The organism is Thermococcus peptonophilus, from assembly GCF_001592435.1.
Lineage (GTDB): Archaea > Methanobacteriota_B > Thermococci > Thermococcales > Thermococcaceae > Thermococcus > Thermococcus peptonophilus.
Map to the genome: position 1 here is coordinate 313,680 of NZ_CP014750.1, position 16,253 is coordinate 329,932.

General features: G+C 53.3%; 15 protein-coding genes. 9 read left to right on the forward strand and 6 right to left on the reverse strand.

What is annotated here, in order from left to right:
• Positions 1 to 61 precede the first annotated feature (61 nt).
• The 6 genes from A0127_RS01575 to A0127_RS01600 all read left to right on the forward strand — a co-directional run bounded on the left by A0127_RS01575 (position 62) and on the right by A0127_RS01600 (position 6,576).
• Positions 62 to 1,108: an FAD-dependent oxidoreductase gene (locus A0127_RS01575; protein WP_062387093.1), complete on the forward strand. Its 1,047-nt coding sequence runs from the start codon at positions 62 to 64 to the stop codon at positions 1,106 to 1,108.
• 175 nt (positions 1,109 to 1,283) lie between these two features.
• Positions 1,284 to 1,745, forward strand: coding sequence for an OsmC family protein (locus A0127_RS01580; RefSeq protein ID WP_197463592.1), 462 nt, complete (start codon positions 1,284 to 1,286; stop codon positions 1,743 to 1,745).
• A 56-nt stretch (positions 1,746 to 1,801) separates the two neighbouring features.
• Positions 1,802 to 2,815 carry a deoxyhypusine synthase gene (locus A0127_RS01585; RefSeq protein WP_062387098.1) on the forward strand — a complete coding sequence of 338 codons (1,014 nt, stop codon included), beginning with the start codon at positions 1,802 to 1,804 and terminating at the stop codon, positions 2,813 to 2,815.
• 80 nt (positions 2,816 to 2,895) lie between these two features.
• The gene (locus tag A0127_RS01590; protein WP_062387103.1) at positions 2,896 to 3,654 is read left to right on the forward strand and encodes a hypothetical protein; all 759 of its coding nucleotides are present in this window, start codon (positions 2,896 to 2,898) and stop codon (positions 3,652 to 3,654) included.
• Positions 3,651 to 6,158 (forward strand): CDC48 family AAA ATPase, encoded by a 2,508-nt coding sequence (locus A0127_RS01595; protein ID WP_062387106.1) that lies wholly within the window; start codon positions 3,651 to 3,653, stop codon positions 6,156 to 6,158. Before A0127_RS01590 ends, A0127_RS01595 begins: the two co-directional genes overlap by 4 nt.
• Positions 6,159 to 6,240: 82 nt before the next feature.
• Positions 6,241 to 6,576 carry a PRC-barrel domain-containing protein gene (locus A0127_RS01600; RefSeq protein WP_062387109.1) on the forward strand — a complete coding sequence of 112 codons (336 nt, stop codon included), beginning with the start codon at positions 6,241 to 6,243 and terminating at the stop codon, positions 6,574 to 6,576.
• Here A0127_RS01600 and A0127_RS01605 read toward each other — a convergent pair.
• Complete coding sequence (locus tag A0127_RS01605; protein WP_062387112.1) at positions 6,573 to 7,280, reverse strand: metallophosphoesterase family protein; 708 nt, start codon at positions 7,278 to 7,280, stop codon at positions 6,573 to 6,575. The genes A0127_RS01600 and A0127_RS01605 overlap by 4 nt on opposite strands.
• Before the next feature lie 95 nt (positions 7,281 to 7,375).
• Complete coding sequence (gene acs, locus A0127_RS01610; RefSeq protein ID WP_062387115.1) at positions 7,376 to 8,773, reverse strand: acetate--CoA ligase alpha subunit; 1,398 nt, start codon at positions 8,771 to 8,773, stop codon at positions 7,376 to 7,378.
• A gap of 215 nt (positions 8,774 to 8,988) precedes the next feature.
• On the opposite strand from acs, the gene A0127_RS01615 reads away from it, so the two are divergent.
• Positions 8,989 to 9,636, forward strand: a complete 648-nt coding sequence (locus A0127_RS01615; RefSeq protein WP_062387118.1) for a phosphoribosyltransferase — start codon at positions 8,989 to 8,991, stop codon at positions 9,634 to 9,636.
• Positions 9,637 to 9,648: 12 nt separating this feature from the next.
• Positions 9,649 to 9,963 carry a hypothetical protein gene (locus tag A0127_RS01620; protein ID WP_054841453.1) on the forward strand — a complete coding sequence of 105 codons (315 nt, stop codon included), beginning with the start codon at positions 9,649 to 9,651 and terminating at the stop codon, positions 9,961 to 9,963.
• Here the strand turns inward: A0127_RS01620 and A0127_RS01625 are convergent.
• Positions 9,945 to 11,738 (reverse strand): hypothetical protein, encoded by a 1,794-nt coding sequence (locus A0127_RS01625; RefSeq protein WP_231855783.1) that lies wholly within the window; start codon positions 11,736 to 11,738, stop codon positions 9,945 to 9,947. The two genes, A0127_RS01620 and A0127_RS01625, sit on opposite strands and share 19 nt — an antisense overlap.
• Before the next feature lie 62 nt (positions 11,739 to 11,800).
• Between A0127_RS01625 and A0127_RS01630 the strand changes: the two genes are divergently transcribed.
• Positions 11,801 to 12,793, forward strand: a complete 993-nt coding sequence (locus tag A0127_RS01630; protein WP_062387124.1) for a metal ABC transporter solute-binding protein, Zn/Mn family — start codon at positions 11,801 to 11,803, stop codon at positions 12,791 to 12,793.
• 6 nt (positions 12,794 to 12,799) lie between these two features.
• Here the strand turns inward: A0127_RS01630 and A0127_RS01635 are convergent, their stop codons facing one another.
• The 3 genes from A0127_RS01635 to A0127_RS01645 are packed head-to-tail and all read right to left on the reverse strand — an operon-like array spanning position 12,800 to position 16,231.
• Positions 12,800 to 13,687, reverse strand: coding sequence for an ABC transporter permease (locus A0127_RS01635; RefSeq protein ID WP_062387128.1), 888 nt, complete (start codon positions 13,685 to 13,687; stop codon positions 12,800 to 12,802).
• Positions 13,684 to 14,736, reverse strand: a complete 1,053-nt coding sequence (locus A0127_RS01640) for an ABC transporter permease (RefSeq protein ID WP_062387131.1) — start codon at positions 14,734 to 14,736, stop codon at positions 13,684 to 13,686. Before A0127_RS01640 ends, A0127_RS01635 begins: the two co-directional genes overlap by 4 nt.
• Complete coding sequence (locus A0127_RS01645) at positions 14,717 to 16,231, reverse strand: ABC transporter ATP-binding protein (RefSeq protein ID WP_062390812.1); 1,515 nt, start codon at positions 16,229 to 16,231, stop codon at positions 14,717 to 14,719. Before A0127_RS01645 ends, A0127_RS01640 begins: the two co-directional genes overlap by 20 nt.
• Positions 16,232 to 16,253 lie beyond the last annotated feature (22 nt).

The window sequence follows — 16,253 nt, forward strand, 5'->3', positions numbered from 1 at the left end:
TAAAGTTGAAAACCTTTTGTTAAAAACCAGAAGTTCTAAAAAAATCTTGGGGGGTGATTGAGTGAGGTTATACATCTGCAGGGAAAAAGAAGAGCCAAAGCCCTTCAAGATAGCGATCATCGGTGCTGGGCCGGCAGGATTATCGGCGGCTGGTTATCTAGCCTGCAGGGGCTACGAAGTCCACGTTTACGAAAAGATGTCAGAGGGCGGGGGAATGGTTGCCTTTGGAATCCCAGAGGCCAGAATACCAATAAGGACAGTTAGAGAAGGAGTTAAAGACCTTGAAAGACTCGGCGTGAACTTCCACTTCAGGACGAAGGTGGTCTACGATTCTCCCAGAGAGCTGGGCGATGAATGGGCCGAGCACTTCGTCTCGCTTGAGAGACTTCTGGGTGAGTTTGACGCAATTCTGATAGCAACCGGGGCATGGAGGCCGAGAAAACTGAAGGTGCCGGGTGCAGACCTTCCCAGCATTTACGACGCCCTCAGCCTGCTCCACCATATAAAGATGGCGAGGATAGGTTATTATCCTTGGGACAGGATACCCGACCTTAAGGGCAAACACATTGTGGTCATAGGCGCCGGCTACACGGCGGTTGACGTCGCCATTGAGGGCAGACTCCTTGGGGCGGAGAAGATAACGATGGTCTACAGAAGGGGATTAGAACACAGCTACGCAAAGACCGAGATCAGAAAACTCATTGAGGAGGGCGTTGAGTTCATAGAGTTTGCCACCCCAGTGAGGATAATTGGAGACGAAAGGGTTCACGGAGTCGAGTTCGCAAGGACTAAGATTGAAGAAGGCAACGTTGTCACTACGGACGAGCGCTTCATTCTCGATGCTGACATCGTCGCCTACGCTATTGGCCAGCTCCCCACTAGCCCGATAAGGGAAGTGGTCTGCGCCAACGAGAAGATCCTCAAGGAAGCTGGCATTTTCTTCGCGGGCGATGTTGTAGCTCCGAGGAACATTGGAACGGCCATGAGGGAAGGAAAGGCCAAGGCGAAGGAGATAGAGGAGTGGCTACTCAAGAAGGCTCCAAAGAAGGTGTTCCCGGTTCCTGTGGCGGCAAGGCTTATCAGCGAAGTCGTCAGCGGGAGGTGCTAATAAGTTTAAGATGGTCTATTCGTAGGTGATGATAACACTTCTTATAATCCCTTCTTTTTTCGCGTGCAGTTTTCAATGCCAAAGCAAAACTTAAAAAGAGTATTCTGAGTCTAAAAGTGGAAAAACATTTCATCCAACGAACCGCCCAGGAATATGCGGCATGAAGGTGGTAAAAATGGTCGATATAGACTTTAATGCCGCAGCCGAACTGTTCGCCGCAACCTCAACGTGGGTCGGGGACGGCAGAACAAAAACAAAACTGGGCAAAATTGAACTTGAGGTGGATAATCCGCTATCAGTTCTTCCAACGAACTCCGAAGAGATGATAACTTGGCCGGAGCAGTTATTACCGGCGGCCTTAGCCGCGTGCTTTATAACTACAATGACAACAGTAAGTGAGAAGATGAGGATTAATCTCAAATCACTTCAAGTCACCGCCAAACCCCTTCTCGCTAGGGATAACGATGGAGGATTTAAGTTCGACAAGATTTTCATCACGATTGAACTTTCCATCCCACGGGAGGACCGGCCTAAGGTCGAAAGACTTGTAGACCTGACCCACAGGTACTGTCTCATAAGCAAGGCAATAAAAGGCAACGTGGAGGAGATCATAGAAACGAAGGTCCATGATGTTTAATCTCCATCGCCTTTTATAGTGAAAAGATTTAAACGCTTTTTCCCCAATTCTTCCTCATGACGGAACCAAAAGACATCGTCCTTAAGGAGAGCGAAGAGGTAGAGGGGACTCCAATAGAGGGGCCGTGGCTGGATGAGGTTTCCAGCCTCGAAGAAGTCATCGACTACTACGAGCGGATAGGCTTCCAGGCAACCCATCTCGGGAAGGCCATCGAAATCTGGAAGAAAGTTGAGAAGAGGCGCGCCGAAGGGAAAGAAGTCAGAGTATTCCTTGGATATACCTCCAACATAATCTCCTCAGGCCTGCGCGAGCTGATAGCCTGGCTCGTGAAGGAGGGTAAGGTTGACGTCATTGTAACGACCGCAGGGGGAATCGAAGAGGACTTCATAAAGGCCCTGAAGCCATTCATCCTCGGAGACTGGCACGTGAACGACGCCCTGATGCGCGAGAAGGGCATAAACAGGATAGGCAACATCTTCGTGCCCAACGACCGCTACATCGAGTTTGAGAAGTACATGATACCCTTCTTCGAGCGCGTTCTTGAGATGGAGAAGGAGCGCGGAAAGCCGCTGACTGCCAGCGAGTTCATCTACGAGCTCGGAAGATACATGGATGAGAAGCTGGGAAAGGAGAAGGAGCGCTCGGTGATATACTGGGCCTACAAGAGAAACGTGCCGATTTTCTGTCCGGCAATAACTGACGGCTCGATAGGGGACATGCTCTACTTCTTCAAAGAGGAGCGCGGAGATAGAGAACTCATCATAGACATCGCCAACGACATCGTGAAGCTCAACAACATTGCAGTTACCGCGAAGGAAACCGCCTCGATAATCCTCGGTGGCTCACTGCCAAAGCACGCCATAATCAACGCAAACCTCTTCAGGGGCGGAACCGACTACGCGATCTACATCACAACGGCCGTCCCCTGGGACGGTTCGCTGAGCGGCGCGCCTCCGAGTGAAGGGGTCAGCTGGGGTAAGATACGAGCTAAAGCGGACTACGTTGAGATATGGGCTGACGCTACCCTCGTCTTCCCACTGCTGGTGTGGATGGTGATGAAGGGCCGCTGAAGCCCCTTCCTTCTTTTTGCTCTCTGCCAAACAACCATAGCCCAGAAAAGGTTTTTTAACGTCCCTGCTAACTTTCGACCATGAGAGTAGCGATTATGACCGACAACGTGAGGGTCTATTACCTCGCCACCAAGGTGTTAAAGGAGTATGGAATACCCTTTCTGAGCCTTAGGGTTGGCGAGAGGATTCCCTACGATGTTGAGGTCGTTCTCACGGGTGAGAAAGATAAGGTCGAGTTCCCGGTTAAGGTCATCGTGAGGGATGAAAACTTCATAGACGACCTTCTCGCCAGGCTGGAGGGGAGAAAGCGCTTCCAGAACGTCTTCATAGCCATAGACCCCGGGGACAGGCCAGGAGTGAGCGTTGTCGCCGACGGAAGGGTTATAGAAGTCCACAGGCTTAAAAGCCCCAAAGATGTTGAACCTGTGGTGGGACTGCTTGAGAAATACCCGACCGCTAAGCTTAAGGTCGGGAACGGCGCTAAGAGACAGAGGACTATGATGCTGAAGGCCCTTGGAGAAGTACTAGGGCATGACTACCCAATAATCATTGTGAACGAGTCCAGGACGACGCCAAAGGTCGGTGGGGTTGAAAGCTCCTCCGTGGTTGATATCGTTGCATCCATAAACATCGGACTCAGGGAAGGCAGGGAGACCACCATAGGCGACGTTCTTGAGGTAAAAGAACCCACAAAAAAGGAGATAGAGCACATAAAGAGGAGGAGCCGCGAGCTGAGCGGAAACATTACGATTTCCTCAAGACTGGCCAGGGAGGTTGCGCTCGGGAACCTCACGCTCGAGGAGGCGATAGAAATTCACAGGAGGGGGCGTTCAAGATGATATTCGGTAAAGAAGATGAAAGGGTTGACGAGATTAAGCTCCGCGTCGCGGAGGCCCTGAAAAGGGACGTTGGAAGGGGAATAGTCAGGTTCGACAGAAAGTACCAGAGAAAGCTCGGCGTTGAGCCTGGAGATATAGTTGCGCTCAAGGGAGAGAGGGTTACGGCGGCAATAGTCGCCAATGCCCATCCAGACGACAGGGGGCTTGACATAATCAGGATGGACGGCTACATCAGGAGAAACGCGGGAGTGAGCATAGGGGACTACGTCACGGTCTCCAGGGCGGAAGTCCAAGAGGCCAAAAAGGTCGTTCTGGCTCCTGCCCAGAAGGGAGTCTTCATCCAGATTCCGGGAGAGATTGTAAAGCAGAACCTCCTCGGAAGGCCCGTCGTTAAGGGCGACCTCATAGTGGCCGGCGGACAGAACGAGGCTGTGTACTCACCCTTTGACGAGCTGCTCAGAGGGTTCTTTGAGGCCATGCCGATAGGCTTCGGTGAGCTGAAGTTCGTCGTGGTAAACACAGTTCCAAAAGGCATCGTTCAGATAACATACAACACCGAAGTCGAAGTCCTTCCGCAGGCAGTCGAAGTCAAGGAGGAGAGCATCCCGGAGGTCACTTACGAGGACATAGGCGGCCTCAGCGACGCCATCCAGAAGATAAGGGAGATGGTCGAGCTTCCTCTCAAGCACCCGGAGCTCTTCGAGAGGCTTGGGATTGAGCCGCCGAAGGGAGTTCTCCTCTACGGCCCGCCCGGAACGGGTAAGACTCTGCTCGCTAAGGCCGTCGCCAACGAAGCCAACGCTCACTTCATAGCAATCAACGGACCGGAGATAATGAGCAAATTCTACGGCGAGAGTGAGGAGAGACTGAGGGAGATATTCAAGGAAGCCGAAGAAAACGCTCCGAGCATAATCTTCATCGACGAGATAGACGCGATAGCCCCGAAGAGGGAAGAAGTAGTTGGAGAGGTCGAGAAGCGCGTTGTCAGCCAGCTGCTCACCCTGATGGATGGTCTCAAGAGCCGTGGAAAGGTCATAGTCATTGCCGCTACCAACAGGCCCGACGCACTCGACCCGGCCCTGAGGAGGCCAGGAAGGTTTGACAGAGAGATTGAGGTCGGCGTCCCGGACAAGCAGGGCAGGAAAGAGATCCTCCAGATCCACACCAGAGGAATGCCCCTCGAACCGGACTACGACAAAGAGGCCGTCCTCAGAGTGCTCCGCGAGATAAAGGAGAAGGGTAATTTTGACGCCGAAAGGGTAGACAATATCATCGCCGAAGTTGAAAACGCGAAGACTGAAAGCGAAGTTAAAGAGGCTCTCAAAAGGGACGCCGAAATATACTCGGAGGTCAGGAACAAGCTGATAGACAAAATGCTCGACGAGCTGGCTGAAGTTACGCACGGCTTCGTCGGTGCTGATTTAGCTGCCCTTGCAAGAGAAGCGGCCATGGTCGTTCTCAGGAGGCTTATCAAAGAGGGTAAGATAAGCCCAGAACAGGAGAGAATCCCGCCAGAGGTCCTTCAGGAGCTCCGCGTTAGAAGGGACGACTTCTACGAGGCCCTCAAGATGGTAGAGCCAAGCGCCCTCAGGGAGGTACTCATCGAAGTCCCGAACGTCCGCTGGGACGACATCGGCGGCCTTGAGGATGTGAAGCAGGAGCTCAGAGAAGCAGTAGAATGGCCCCTCAAATACCCCAAGGCCTTTGAGAGGCTCGGAATTGAGCCGCCGAAGGGAATACTCCTCTACGGTCCGCCGGGAACCGGTAAGACCCTCCTGGCTAAGGCAGTAGCCAACGAAAGTCAAGCAAACTTTATAGCCATACGCGGCCCGGAGGTTCTTTCAAAGTGGGTCGGCGAGACCGAGAAGAGAATTAGGGAGATCTTCAGGAAGGCTCGCCAGGCCGCCCCAACAGTGGTGTTCATCGATGAGATCGATGCAATAGCCCCAGCTCGTGGGTCAGAGGGGGACAGGGTTACTGACAGGCTGATCAACCAGCTGCTCACCGAGATGGACGGAATCCAGGAGAACAGTGGTGTGGTTGTTATTGGTGCCACTAACAGGCCGGACATTATCGATCCAGCACTCCTCAGACCAGGAAGGTTCGACAGGCTGATACTCGTTCCAGCGCCGGACGAGAAGGCCAGGCTCGAGATATTCAAAGTCCACACGAGGAGAGTACCGCTTGCAGGTGACGTTAATCTCAGAGAGCTCGCCAAGAAGACCGAAGGCTACACCGGCGCAGACATAGCCGCACTCGTCAGGGAGGCAGCCCTAATAGCGATGCGCAGGATAATGAGAGAGCTCCCGCGCGAGGTAGTTGAAAGCGAGTCCGAGGAGTTCCTTGAGAAGCTGAAGGTGTCAAAGAAGGACTTCGAGATGGCCATGAAGAAGGTCAAACCGAGCGTCACGCCGTACATGATGGAGTACTACAGGAGCTTTGAGGAGAACAGAAAGAAGCAGGCAGGGAAGGAGAGAGGCGGCCCCGACTACTATACCTTCTGACGCTCCCATCTCTATTATTTTGGAAAAGGTTTTATACACCGATGCCCAATAACGGTGGGAACAACTCCAGAGGTGGCTGATAATGGTAAAGATAATGGCATCAAAACTTAGGGACGTTGAGCTGATAACCGATACGGGAATAAGGCTTGGATGGGTCTACGACCTGAGCTTCGATGAGGAAACGGGGGAGATACTTGTCATCGTGGCAGAACCCGACGAGGACCTCGACGTCAGTGAGTTTGTGACGGACCAGGAAGGACTCCTTCTAATCCCAATCAGCGCGGTGAAGAGCATTGGTGAGGTCATAATAATAGACTCCAACAAACTGGCTGTTAAGTCAAAGCTTAAGCACCTTCCAAGCGTGACTGGAACTGCACGGGAGAAGAGGCTTGGCGGCGGCCTCCAGAGGAAGGACTAAAGGCCCTCGAACAGCCTATTCGCTAGAAACCTTGGAAGACCCTCTTCGATTATTTTCCTTGCCGCCTCTTCCACATCGTATTCTACCCTGTGGAATTCCACGTTCTCTGGAGGCTCCTCGTCAGTATCCATAAGTGCGTAGCTCGCCCTCCAGTCCCCGTCCCTGGGCTGGCCTACAGAGCCCGGATTGATTATCCTCCGTCCATCTATGACTTTGAGCATCGAGATGTGGGTGTGGCCCACTAAAAGGTCGTCCTGCCTGACGTAGTTAAGAACAGACCTGAACTCGCTCTCTGGGAGCCAGGGAAAGAGGTACTCATCCAGAGGTGCCCTCGGGGAGCCGTGGATTAGGAGATAACTCCTTTCCCTGTCGTCAGTGAAGAGCTGTCTCACGGGGAGCCTCCTCAGAAACTCCAGGTTCTCGCTCTTCATAACCCACTGGTGCCATCTAACCGCTTCCCTCGCGTAGGGATTGAACCCCCAGTCCGCTCCAAATGCCACCGCGTTGTCGTGGTTGCCCCTGACGCAGAGAAGGGTCCTCTCCTCCATCTGCTTTCTGACGAACTCAACAACCTCATTTGGACTTGCTCCGTAACCAACCAAATCCCCCATGCAGAGTATCACATCGGCGTACTTTACCTCCTTCCACACCGCCTGAAGGGCCTCCCAGTTGGAGTGGATGTCTGAGATTAGGGCGATGAGCATAGGTGTCCCCAGAACTCACTTGGGGTTGACCATTAAAACGCTTGTTGTTGGGATGAAGCAAGAACAGAAAGTTTGAGAGAATGGAAAAAAGAAGCTCACTCCTTCTTCTGCTTCTTCTTCCACCTGCTCCAGCGGTAGAGCGCCGCGAGGGCCTTTATTGCCCTCTCCGGCTCAGGATAGGCAGGAATGCCCTCCTCGTTGAGCCTGTCAATGGCTTCTTTGGCCTCGATACCACCGACGATAGCAACGACGAGCGGCTTCTTCCTGCCGCTCTCGTTGTACTCGCGGATGACTATGTCGGCGAGGTCCCTAGGATCGAGGACGGCCGTCTGGCAGTAGAGAACCGCTATGCTGTGCATGTTTGGGTTGGCGAGAGCGTCCCTTATGGCACCTTCGTAGCTCTCGGCACCGGCCATACCGGTGAGGTCAACCGGGTTCTTGTAGGAGCCGAACGGCGGCATGTGGTTGGCGAAGACCTTGAGGTCTTCGAGGTTGTCGTAGAGGTGCAGGCCGGCTTCCTCTGCCGCATCGGTAGCCATGACGCCTATTCCACCGCCGTTGGTGAGGATGACGAGGTTCTCTCCCTCTGGCTCTGGCAGGTTGCTGAGGGTTCTTGCGTAGTCGAAGGCCTCGCCGATGGTGTAGGCCCTTATGACACCACTCTGTTTGAAGGCGGCATCGTAGACCTTGTCGCTTCCGGCGAGCGAACCGGTGTGGGAAGCGGCAGCCTTTGCACCGCGCTCGCTCCTTCCGGCCTTGATGATGACTATTGGCTTGACCATGCTGACTTCCTTTGCAACCTCCATGAAGCGCCTTCCGTCCTTGACGCCCTCCATGTAGATGAGGATTGCCCTTGTGTTCTCGTCCTCCTTGAAGTACTCGAGCAGGTCGGCGTCGTCAATGTCGCTCTTGTTTCCAACGCTGACTACAGCGGAGAGACCAACCTTCTCAAGGATCGTCCAGCCCATAAGGGCTATTCCAAGGGCACCGCTCTGGCTGATGAGGGCGAGCGGACCGGGGAGAACGTCGGTCGGACCGAAGGTGGCGTTGAGTTTCTCGGGAGTGTAAACGACGCCGAAGATGTTCGGGCCGAGAATCCTCATGCCGTACTTGTGGGCAGTCTCAACGAGCTGCTGCTCGACCTTCTTGCCCTCCTCACCGAGCTCACCGAAGCCCGAACTTATGATTGGGAGAACCTTAACGCCCTTCTGACCGCACTCCTCAACGACCTGCGGGACGAACTTTGCCGGAACGACGATAACTGCCATGTCAACCTCATCGGGAACATCAAGAATGCTCTTGTAAACAGGGAATTTCCTTCCACTGATCTCAATTTCGCCGCCCTTGATGTTGACAGCGTATATCTTTCCTTCGTATCCGTAATCGACGAGGTTCTTCATAATCGCATAGCCTATCTTTCCAGGCTTTCCAGAAGCGCCTATAACTGCAACGCTCTTGGGCCTGAACAGTGCCTCTATCTTGGGGTCAGCCATTTTTATCACCTCTGATGACATTCACAGTTTTACGTCTGTAAAAGCAGTTAAAACGTTTCTCTTCTCGTTTTGACGATAGGGAAATCGGCGACTGTTCAAAACCTAGCCGCTACAACACCCTCACAAGTCCCAAAACACAATCGGCATTTCTATGGCAATTCACGTTCCAAAAAGCTTAAATATGACCTTCTCTTCGCTCCCTTAAGGGAAATCCAATGAAGAAGTTTCCTGCAAGGCTCGCTTCTTGGGAAGACATTGAAAGGTGGGCGAAGGAAGGCGCTTGGAAGATTCTGGAAGAAGGCTGGAAGCCAGACGTGGTGGTTGGTCTCGCTAGGGGAGGCTGGGTCGCGGCGAGGCTCTACTGCGACTACCTCGGTATTAAAGACCTCGTCAGCCTCAAGGTGGAGCATTGGGGCGTTACAGCAACCCCGGACGGCAAGGCCAGGCTCAAGTACGGCACGAACTACGACCTCAGCAGGAAAAAGGTTCTCATTGTCGACGACATCAGCGATACAGGTGAGAGCCTGACGCTGGCGAAGAACTACGTTGAGAGCAAGAGCCCTGCGGAAGTCAGGACTGCGACACTCCTAACGATCAGAGGCTCCCGCTTTAAGCCTGAGTACTACGGGGAGGAAATAGACTGGGCCTGGATAGTCTTCCCGTGGAACTTCGTCGAGGACATGATAAACCTCGTGAGCAACATCCTCGAGGAGAAAGAAGCCGTCAGCACAGACGAAATAGTCGAACTATTCAAGGAGCTCCATGGTCTCGAAGTCCCGAAGGGCAAGCTCGAAGAGGCCCTCAGGATGGCTGAAATGAGGAAGGTTTTTAAGTTCAGGGAAGGGAAGTGGCTCAAAGCCTGAGGGAGTGGTAGCTTGGACAGGGAGAGGAAGGTTGAAGAGATAAAGAATCACAGCGTCTACTCCCGTGAGATATACGAGATGCACAGCGAGAGCATCAACCACGTCCTTGACAACTACGAGAGCCTGAAGGAGGACTACATAAACGACCACTCCCGCGCGAGGATCGTGAGGATAGTTTTCAACGAGGACAACGACCTTCCACTGGCAATAGAATTCAACAGGAAGGACGACAGCTTCAAGGGCTTCACGATAGCCATCGGCAAACCTCACATCAAGAGCAACGGGAAAGAAAAGAGCGAAGAAGAGCCTCATGAAGAAAGCGGCTGAACGTAGAATCCCATCTGGATTTCTTTTCCATCATACACCTCATAGCTGCTGAGGTAGTAGGTCGGGTTCGTGTACAGCCTCGTCAGTTCTCTGTTCTCTCCCGCTATCCACGTAACGTAGTTCTCTGGATTGTATGGGTTCCTGACTGTGAGTATAACTGATGCGTTGTCCGTTAGGAGGTATGCGATACCCTTGATGCTCTCATTGGTTATCGTGAAGAACTTGACGCTGTAGGGGCAGTCTGAGTATTTGACACACTTGTAGGCAAGCCTCCAATCCCCATTCACGTTGACAAACCTGAAAGGAAATTCCTCTTCAAACTCCTTAACGAGCGCGTTAGCCACGGGACCGCCGACGAGAACGAGGTTCTCCCTAAGGTCGTCGTCTGTCACTTCGCTGTCGGCTTTTATGACGACATCAACCCCTCTAGGCCACTGGGAGTAGAACTTCCTGAGGTTTTCCGCTATCATCTCAGCTGTCTTCCGGTCGTACTCCGTCCCGTTTTCATCGGGATTTTGAGTGCCGTAGACGATTACAATCTTTCCAGCCTGGGCAGCCCTGTCAAAGGCCCTTAGCGGTGTCACTGGAACTTCATTCTCATAGACCAGGCTGGCGTTCTCGGGGGAGACGAACTTCTTGAGTGACTCAAGGGCCCACGGGACGCAGGCGGTAAGGTTGGGCACCTCCATAAGGCGAACCTTACCCACGCAGTCCTGAATCCTGTAGAACAGCTCTTCCACCCAGAACTCGCCCCAGGCCTTCTGCATGTACATGGCCAAAAGGGTGTAGTTCTCGTCCAGTTGAGCGAGGGCGTAGTCTTCCCAGGCATCCGCAAAGCCCTCGTAGATCATCCCAACCGAGTCCCAGAAGTGGATGTCGTAGCGCGCCAGATAGGGCATGTCTTCCTCTATGGCATCCTGGAGGTACTCATATTCCGTGAGGTTGATGGAGTAAAGGGCTGGAAGAGTGACATCGTGGCCGAGCTCGTGGTAGATGAACCCGAGGTATATCAGCTCATCGAGGTACGTGGAGTTGATTATGTCTCTGTTAAGGGGCAAACCAAACATCGTATCGCGTGCGGTTTTGTAGCTCCATACTGTCCTCTGCGACGTCCTTCTAACGAGTGGCATCATCCCGCCAGCGCCCCAGTAGAGCGTTCCGTTCAGTTCTGGATTGAAGCTGTGACCGTGAACCGCGACGAGGTACGGATGGAGAAAGATGTATTTCACGTTGGATATTCCTGTGGTTTTGGCCATGAACTCATCAGGAGGGAGTAGAGAGAGCGCACCTATGTAAATCCTCAAATCTTCCCGATAGTAATTCTGATGCGTACGGTAGAACTCCATGAAGTTGCTTTCCTCTGCAAACTTCCTCACGGCCGGCAAAAAGACATCCTCAAACCAGGGATAACCCAGCTCGGTGAGGGGCTTCAGCTCCGGGGGTTCCGAGCATAGGAGAAGGTAGTACTCGAGAACCATAAGGCGGTAATCCCTCTCTGGAATCGTATTCGCACCTGAAAAGTAATCCCTCACGAGTGCAACGGCATCCGAGTCCCTGTATTTCCCGAAATAAACCTCAACGTCCTTAATATAGCCGCCTCTGTCTATCACGAAGGTGTCGTTGCCGAAGGCGAGGTAGTAGAGAACTCCGAGAAGCTCCGCGTTTGGGCTTATCTCGACGGTAACGTTTGAACCTGTGTCATAAGCCGATGTGGACAGAGCAGTCGCAAGGAGTCCCATGATTATCAAACCAGCAAGTCTCCTCAAGACAACCACCAGTAGTAGCTGGGAACAATGTTTTAAAGGCTTTCTGAAAAGTGAATTAGGGTGACCAAAAAATGAAGAGGGAAATCATGATCCTACTGCTCATAGGCTCACTCTTCTTCCCCTCAGCAACGGCCAGCGGAGAGAAGCCACTGGTAGTGGCCACGATAGGGCCGCTCGGGTCGATAGTCAGGGAGGCGTTTCCTGAAGTTGATGTGGTGGTTCTAATACCTCCAGGAGTTGACCCCCACGACTACCAGATGACAGCAGAGCAGGTCGAACTCGTCCAGAGGGCCAGTGTAATAGTGACCACCGGAGGCCATCTCCCGGTGGAGAGGAGGATGGTAGAACTCAAGGAGAACGGCGAGATTGCCGGAAAGATACTCCTCGTGGAGGACTACAAAAAATACGGCTTCAGATACCTCAAAGAGCACTGGTACAACGAGAAGGACAACCCACACGGCGTCTGGCTCGACCCCTACAATGCCATTGCGATAGCAGAGGCAACAGAGGAAGCACTGATTCAAAGCGACCCTGCGAGAGAAAACGAGTACAGGCTCCAGTTTGAGGCATTTAAAGCAAGAGTCCTGGGGGTAGTTAAGGCGTACAGAGCTCTCATCAACTCAGACGCCACCGCAGTCATTCAGATGCCGCCCGACCAGTACGCCCTTGAGTGGCTTGGAATTAAGGCCGCTGAGGCCCTGAAACCTGAGGAAGAAGTCCCGGCCAAGGGCGTTGACACGCTCGTTGAGAAAGCCAAGGGGGCGGACATTCTCGTGTACGGCCTCGACAGTCCGGATCAAATGAAGAAGGCAATGACGGAGCTGGCCGAGAAGAGCGGGAAGCAGCTGGCTGGGATAACAGTCTTCTGGAGCTCAGGCAACTACACAGACTGGCTGGTGAAGAACACTGCATCAATCATTGAGGCTCTCAAAGGAGAAGGCCTCAAAGAAACGCCACAAGAACCCAAAAAAGAAACTGGAACAAACACCGAGAGGTACATCCTGCTTTCGCTGCTCACGGGGATAGTGCTTGGGACTGCTCTCGGAGTAATAATGAAAAAGTAAAGGGTATCACTCCCTCTTGTACGGTTTTCCGTCAGCCTTCGGCGGTTTTGCCTTTCCTATTATTCCCGCAACGATGATTAGTGTCATTATGTAGGGCAGCATCAGGATGAACTGTCCTGGGATTATGTGCTTTGGAGCAAGCCACGTTGCCAGTGCGTCGAAGAAACCGAAGAGCCAGCCGCCGATGAGTGAAACCAGCGGATTCCAGTTGCTGAATACCATGTTTGCGAGCGCTATGAAGCCCCTTCCTCCTGACATCGTCTTGTGGACGAGACCGAGCCAGTCAACGCTCATGTACGCTCCAGCAAGCCCCGCCAGGGCGTGGCCGTAGACCGTTGACCAGAAGCGGTACTTCTCGACGTTTATACCGAGGGCATCCGCCGCCTCCGGGTTCTCACCGACTGCCCTGACCCTCAGGCCGAGCGGGGTCTTGAAGAGCACCCACCATGTAACCACAGCTATGATTATCGTTATTGGAACCATAGGGCTTATCTCGCCGTACTGTGTTCTCCAGTGGTAGAGCTTGAAGGGGAGCTGGTGCTGGCCGGCCGTTCCCCAGTAGGCAAGGATTCCGAATGGGACAACACCGGCGGCGAGAAGGTTTATGCCTATGCCCGGAATCACGTGGTCGCCCTTTAGGTAGACAGTGAGGAAGCCGTGAAGCATTCCCAGGAGCAGGCCCACTATGAGTCCACCAAGAAGGCCTATCGTCGCATGACCGCTCATCTCTGCAAATATGCCGCCGAAGAATGCGCTCATGAGCAGGACTCCCTCATAGCCTATGCTGACCACTCCTGCCCGCTCGCTCCAGGCCGCGCCGACGCTTGTGAGAACTATGGGAACCATCGCCATAAGGGACAGGATGAGAGGACCAAATATGTCCGCCACGTTCATTGTGATCCCCTCCCGAAGGCCTTCTTAATCAGGTCGAGGAGCCCGGGAACTGCAACGGTAATGACTATAATTCCCTGAATGACCCTGACGATTTCAAGGGGGACTTGAGCAGTTGCCTGCATCGTCGACGTACCCGCCCTGAGCATCCCGAAGAATATCGCTGAGAGTATTATCCCGAGCGGGTGGTTCCTGCCGACCAGGGAAACGCCTATTCCATCAAAGCCCAAGCCGTAGATGTTCGCGCCGCCCTGACTTATCGCGTAGCCAGGATAGCCGCCCATTATCTTTATCGCCCCTCCAAGGCCGCTCATAATGCCGCCTATTATGAACGACCACATTACAGCCATCTTCGGGTTTATGCCTCCGTACTCGGCAGCTCTCGGATTCTGCCCGCTTACGCGCATGCCGAAGCCGAGTCCAGTGTGCCAGAGCAGGAAGTACGTGAAGATGGCCGCGATAACGGCTATAATAAAGCCCCAGGATAGAGTTGTGTCGCCTATAAGCGGCAGTCTGGCCGCCTCCGGAATTCTTATCGTCTTGTTTGGATCCTGAGGATTGGCATAGGGGCCGACTATGAGGTAAAGCACGAAGTACCAGCCTATCCAGTTCAGCATGATGGTCGATATAACCTCGTGAACACCGCGGTAGACCTTGAGAACGGCAGCGGGAAGCGCCCAAAGAGCTCCCAGAACCATTCCCATGATGAGACCAAACCACATGTTGTCCCAGAGGTTGGTGAAGATCACCGCCGCTATTGCCCCGAAGTAGAAGGAGCTTTCAGCACCGATGTTGAAGATTCCCGTCCTCGTACCAATGGCAAAAGTCAGGGCTGTGAGCATTATGGGCGTTGAGTAGTCCAGGGTCGCTGCTATACCGTCTATGGAGCCAAGTGCCCCAGTGAAAAGGCCCTCGTAGGCTTTGATGGCATCGTACCCGAAGGCGTACATCACTATCGCACCGATGATGAAGCCCACGAAGATCGCTATCAGGCTCTCGATGAAGGCCTTAACGTTGAGCTTTCTGAGGATTTCACTTCCTGAGCTCTTCATACCTGATGCCCCCCATCATCATGCCTATCTCCTCTATCGTGACTTCCTCGGGCTTTACAACGCCCATGAACTCGCCCTCGTACATTATTCCCATCCTGTCGCTCAGCTGGAGAACCTCGTCGAGGTCGGCGGAGACGAGCAGGACTGCCTTTCCCTCAGTCCTGAGCTTTATCAGGTAGTTTCTGATGTACTCAGTTGATGCTACGTCAACACCCCTTGTTGGCTGGGACGCTATGATGAGAATCGGCTCCTTGCTGACCTCTCTTGCAACTATGAGTTTCTGCTGGTTTCCGCCGCTGAGGGCCTTTGCCGGGGCCTCGGTTCCGGGGGCGAGGATGTCAAACTTCTCTATGAGCTTCTTTGCGTGCTTCCTGGCTCTGCCCCAGTGAATCACCCCCCTGAACCTCTGGAACTTCTTCCGCCAGTGAAGGCCGAGGATGGAGTTCTCGGTGACTGTCATGTCAAGGACGAGACCCATGTGCGTCCTGTCCTCTGGAATGTGGGCCATACCTAGGTCGTAGAGCTCCTTGGGGGTCTTCCCGGTGACGTCCTTATCCTCCATCAGGATCTTTCCTTTCTCGACCTTCCTAAGCCCCGTGATGGCCTCGATAAGCTCGGTCTGTCCGTTGCCCTCAACGCCGGCTATTCCAAATATTTCTCCCGCCCTGACCTCGAAGCTCAGACCCTTAACTGCATCCTCTCCCCTGTCTCCTTTGACCCAGAGGTTCTCGACGCGGAGTACTGACTTCCCAGGCTGTGCTGGCGGCTTTTCGAGCCTCAGAACCACGTCCCTTCCCACCATCATCCTCGCTAATAGCTGCGGCGTTGCCTCGCTCGTGTTGACCGTTCCAATGACTTCGCCCCTCCTTATGACCGTGACCCTGTCGGTTATCTCCATTACCTCGTTGAGCTTGTGGCTGATGAAGATTATCGTCTTCCCCTGGGCCTTGAGCTGTCTGAGAACCCTGAAAAGCTCCTCGACCTCTATTGGAGTCAAGACTGCCGTTGGCTCGTCGAGGATGAGGACATCAACATTCCTGTAAAGCATCTTGAGTATCTCAATTCTCTGCTGAACCCCAACTGGGAGGTTTTCAACGGGGACATTGAGCGGAACCCGGAAGTTCAGCTCGTCCATGAGCTTCTGGAGCTTTTTCCTCGCGTTTTCGACGTCTATCTTGGAGAACAGTCCATGCCCCTCCATGCCGAGGATTATGTTGTGGAGCGCATCGAAGACGTCAACGAGGGTGAAGTGCTGGTGAACCATGCCAATGCCCTTGGCTATGGCATCGGAAGGACTCTTGAAGTGGACCTCTTCACCCTTAACGATGATTTTACCGGATGTGGGTTTGAGCATGCCGAAGAGAATCTTCATGAGGGTAGTCTTTCCAGCACCGTTCTCACCAAGAAGACCCAGAATCTCACCTTCATAAACGGTCAAATCAACGCCTTTAAGGGCCTTTGTTCCATCGGGATAAACCTTAACGATGCCCTTCATCTCGATGATTGGCCGTTTTTCC

What these genes read in the sequence shown, in the direction of transcription:
- A0127_RS01635 (WP_062387128.1), bottom strand. Translation starts at nt 13,687, where the DNA reads ATGAACGTGGCGGACATATTTGGTCCTCTCATCCTGTCCCTTATGGCG.
- A0127_RS01595 (WP_062387106.1), top strand. Translation starts at nt 3,651, where the DNA reads ATGATATTCGGTAAAGAAGATGAAAGGGTTGACGAGATTAAGCTCCGC.
- A0127_RS01590 (WP_062387103.1), top strand. Translation starts at nt 2,896, where the DNA reads ATGAGAGTAGCGATTATGACCGACAACGTGAGGGTCTATTACCTCGCC.
- acs (WP_062387115.1), bottom strand. Translation starts at nt 8,773, where the DNA reads ATGGCTGACCCCAAGATAGAGGCACTGTTCAGGCCCAAGAGCGTTGCA.
- A0127_RS01645 (WP_062390812.1), bottom strand. Translation starts at nt 16,231, where the DNA reads ATGAAGGGCATCGTTAAGGTTTATCCCGATGGAACAAAGGCCCTTAAA.
- A0127_RS01585 (WP_062387098.1), top strand. Translation starts at nt 1,802, where the DNA reads ATGACGGAACCAAAAGACATCGTCCTTAAGGAGAGCGAAGAGGTAGAG.
- A0127_RS01580 (WP_197463592.1), top strand. Translation starts at nt 1,284, where the DNA reads ATGGTCGATATAGACTTTAATGCCGCAGCCGAACTGTTCGCCGCAACC.
- A0127_RS01640 (WP_062387131.1), bottom strand. Translation starts at nt 14,736, where the DNA reads ATGAAGAGCTCAGGAAGTGAAATCCTCAGAAAGCTCAACGTTAAGGCC.
- A0127_RS01615 (WP_062387118.1), top strand. Translation starts at nt 8,989, where the DNA reads ATGAAGAAGTTTCCTGCAAGGCTCGCTTCTTGGGAAGACATTGAAAGG.
- A0127_RS01600 (WP_062387109.1), top strand. Translation starts at nt 6,241, where the DNA reads ATGGTAAAGATAATGGCATCAAAACTTAGGGACGTTGAGCTGATAACC.
- A0127_RS01630 (WP_062387124.1), top strand. Translation starts at nt 11,801, where the DNA reads ATGAAGAGGGAAATCATGATCCTACTGCTCATAGGCTCACTCTTCTTC.
- A0127_RS01605 (WP_062387112.1), bottom strand. Translation starts at nt 7,280, where the DNA reads ATGCTCATCGCCCTAATCTCAGACATCCACTCCAACTGGGAGGCCCTT.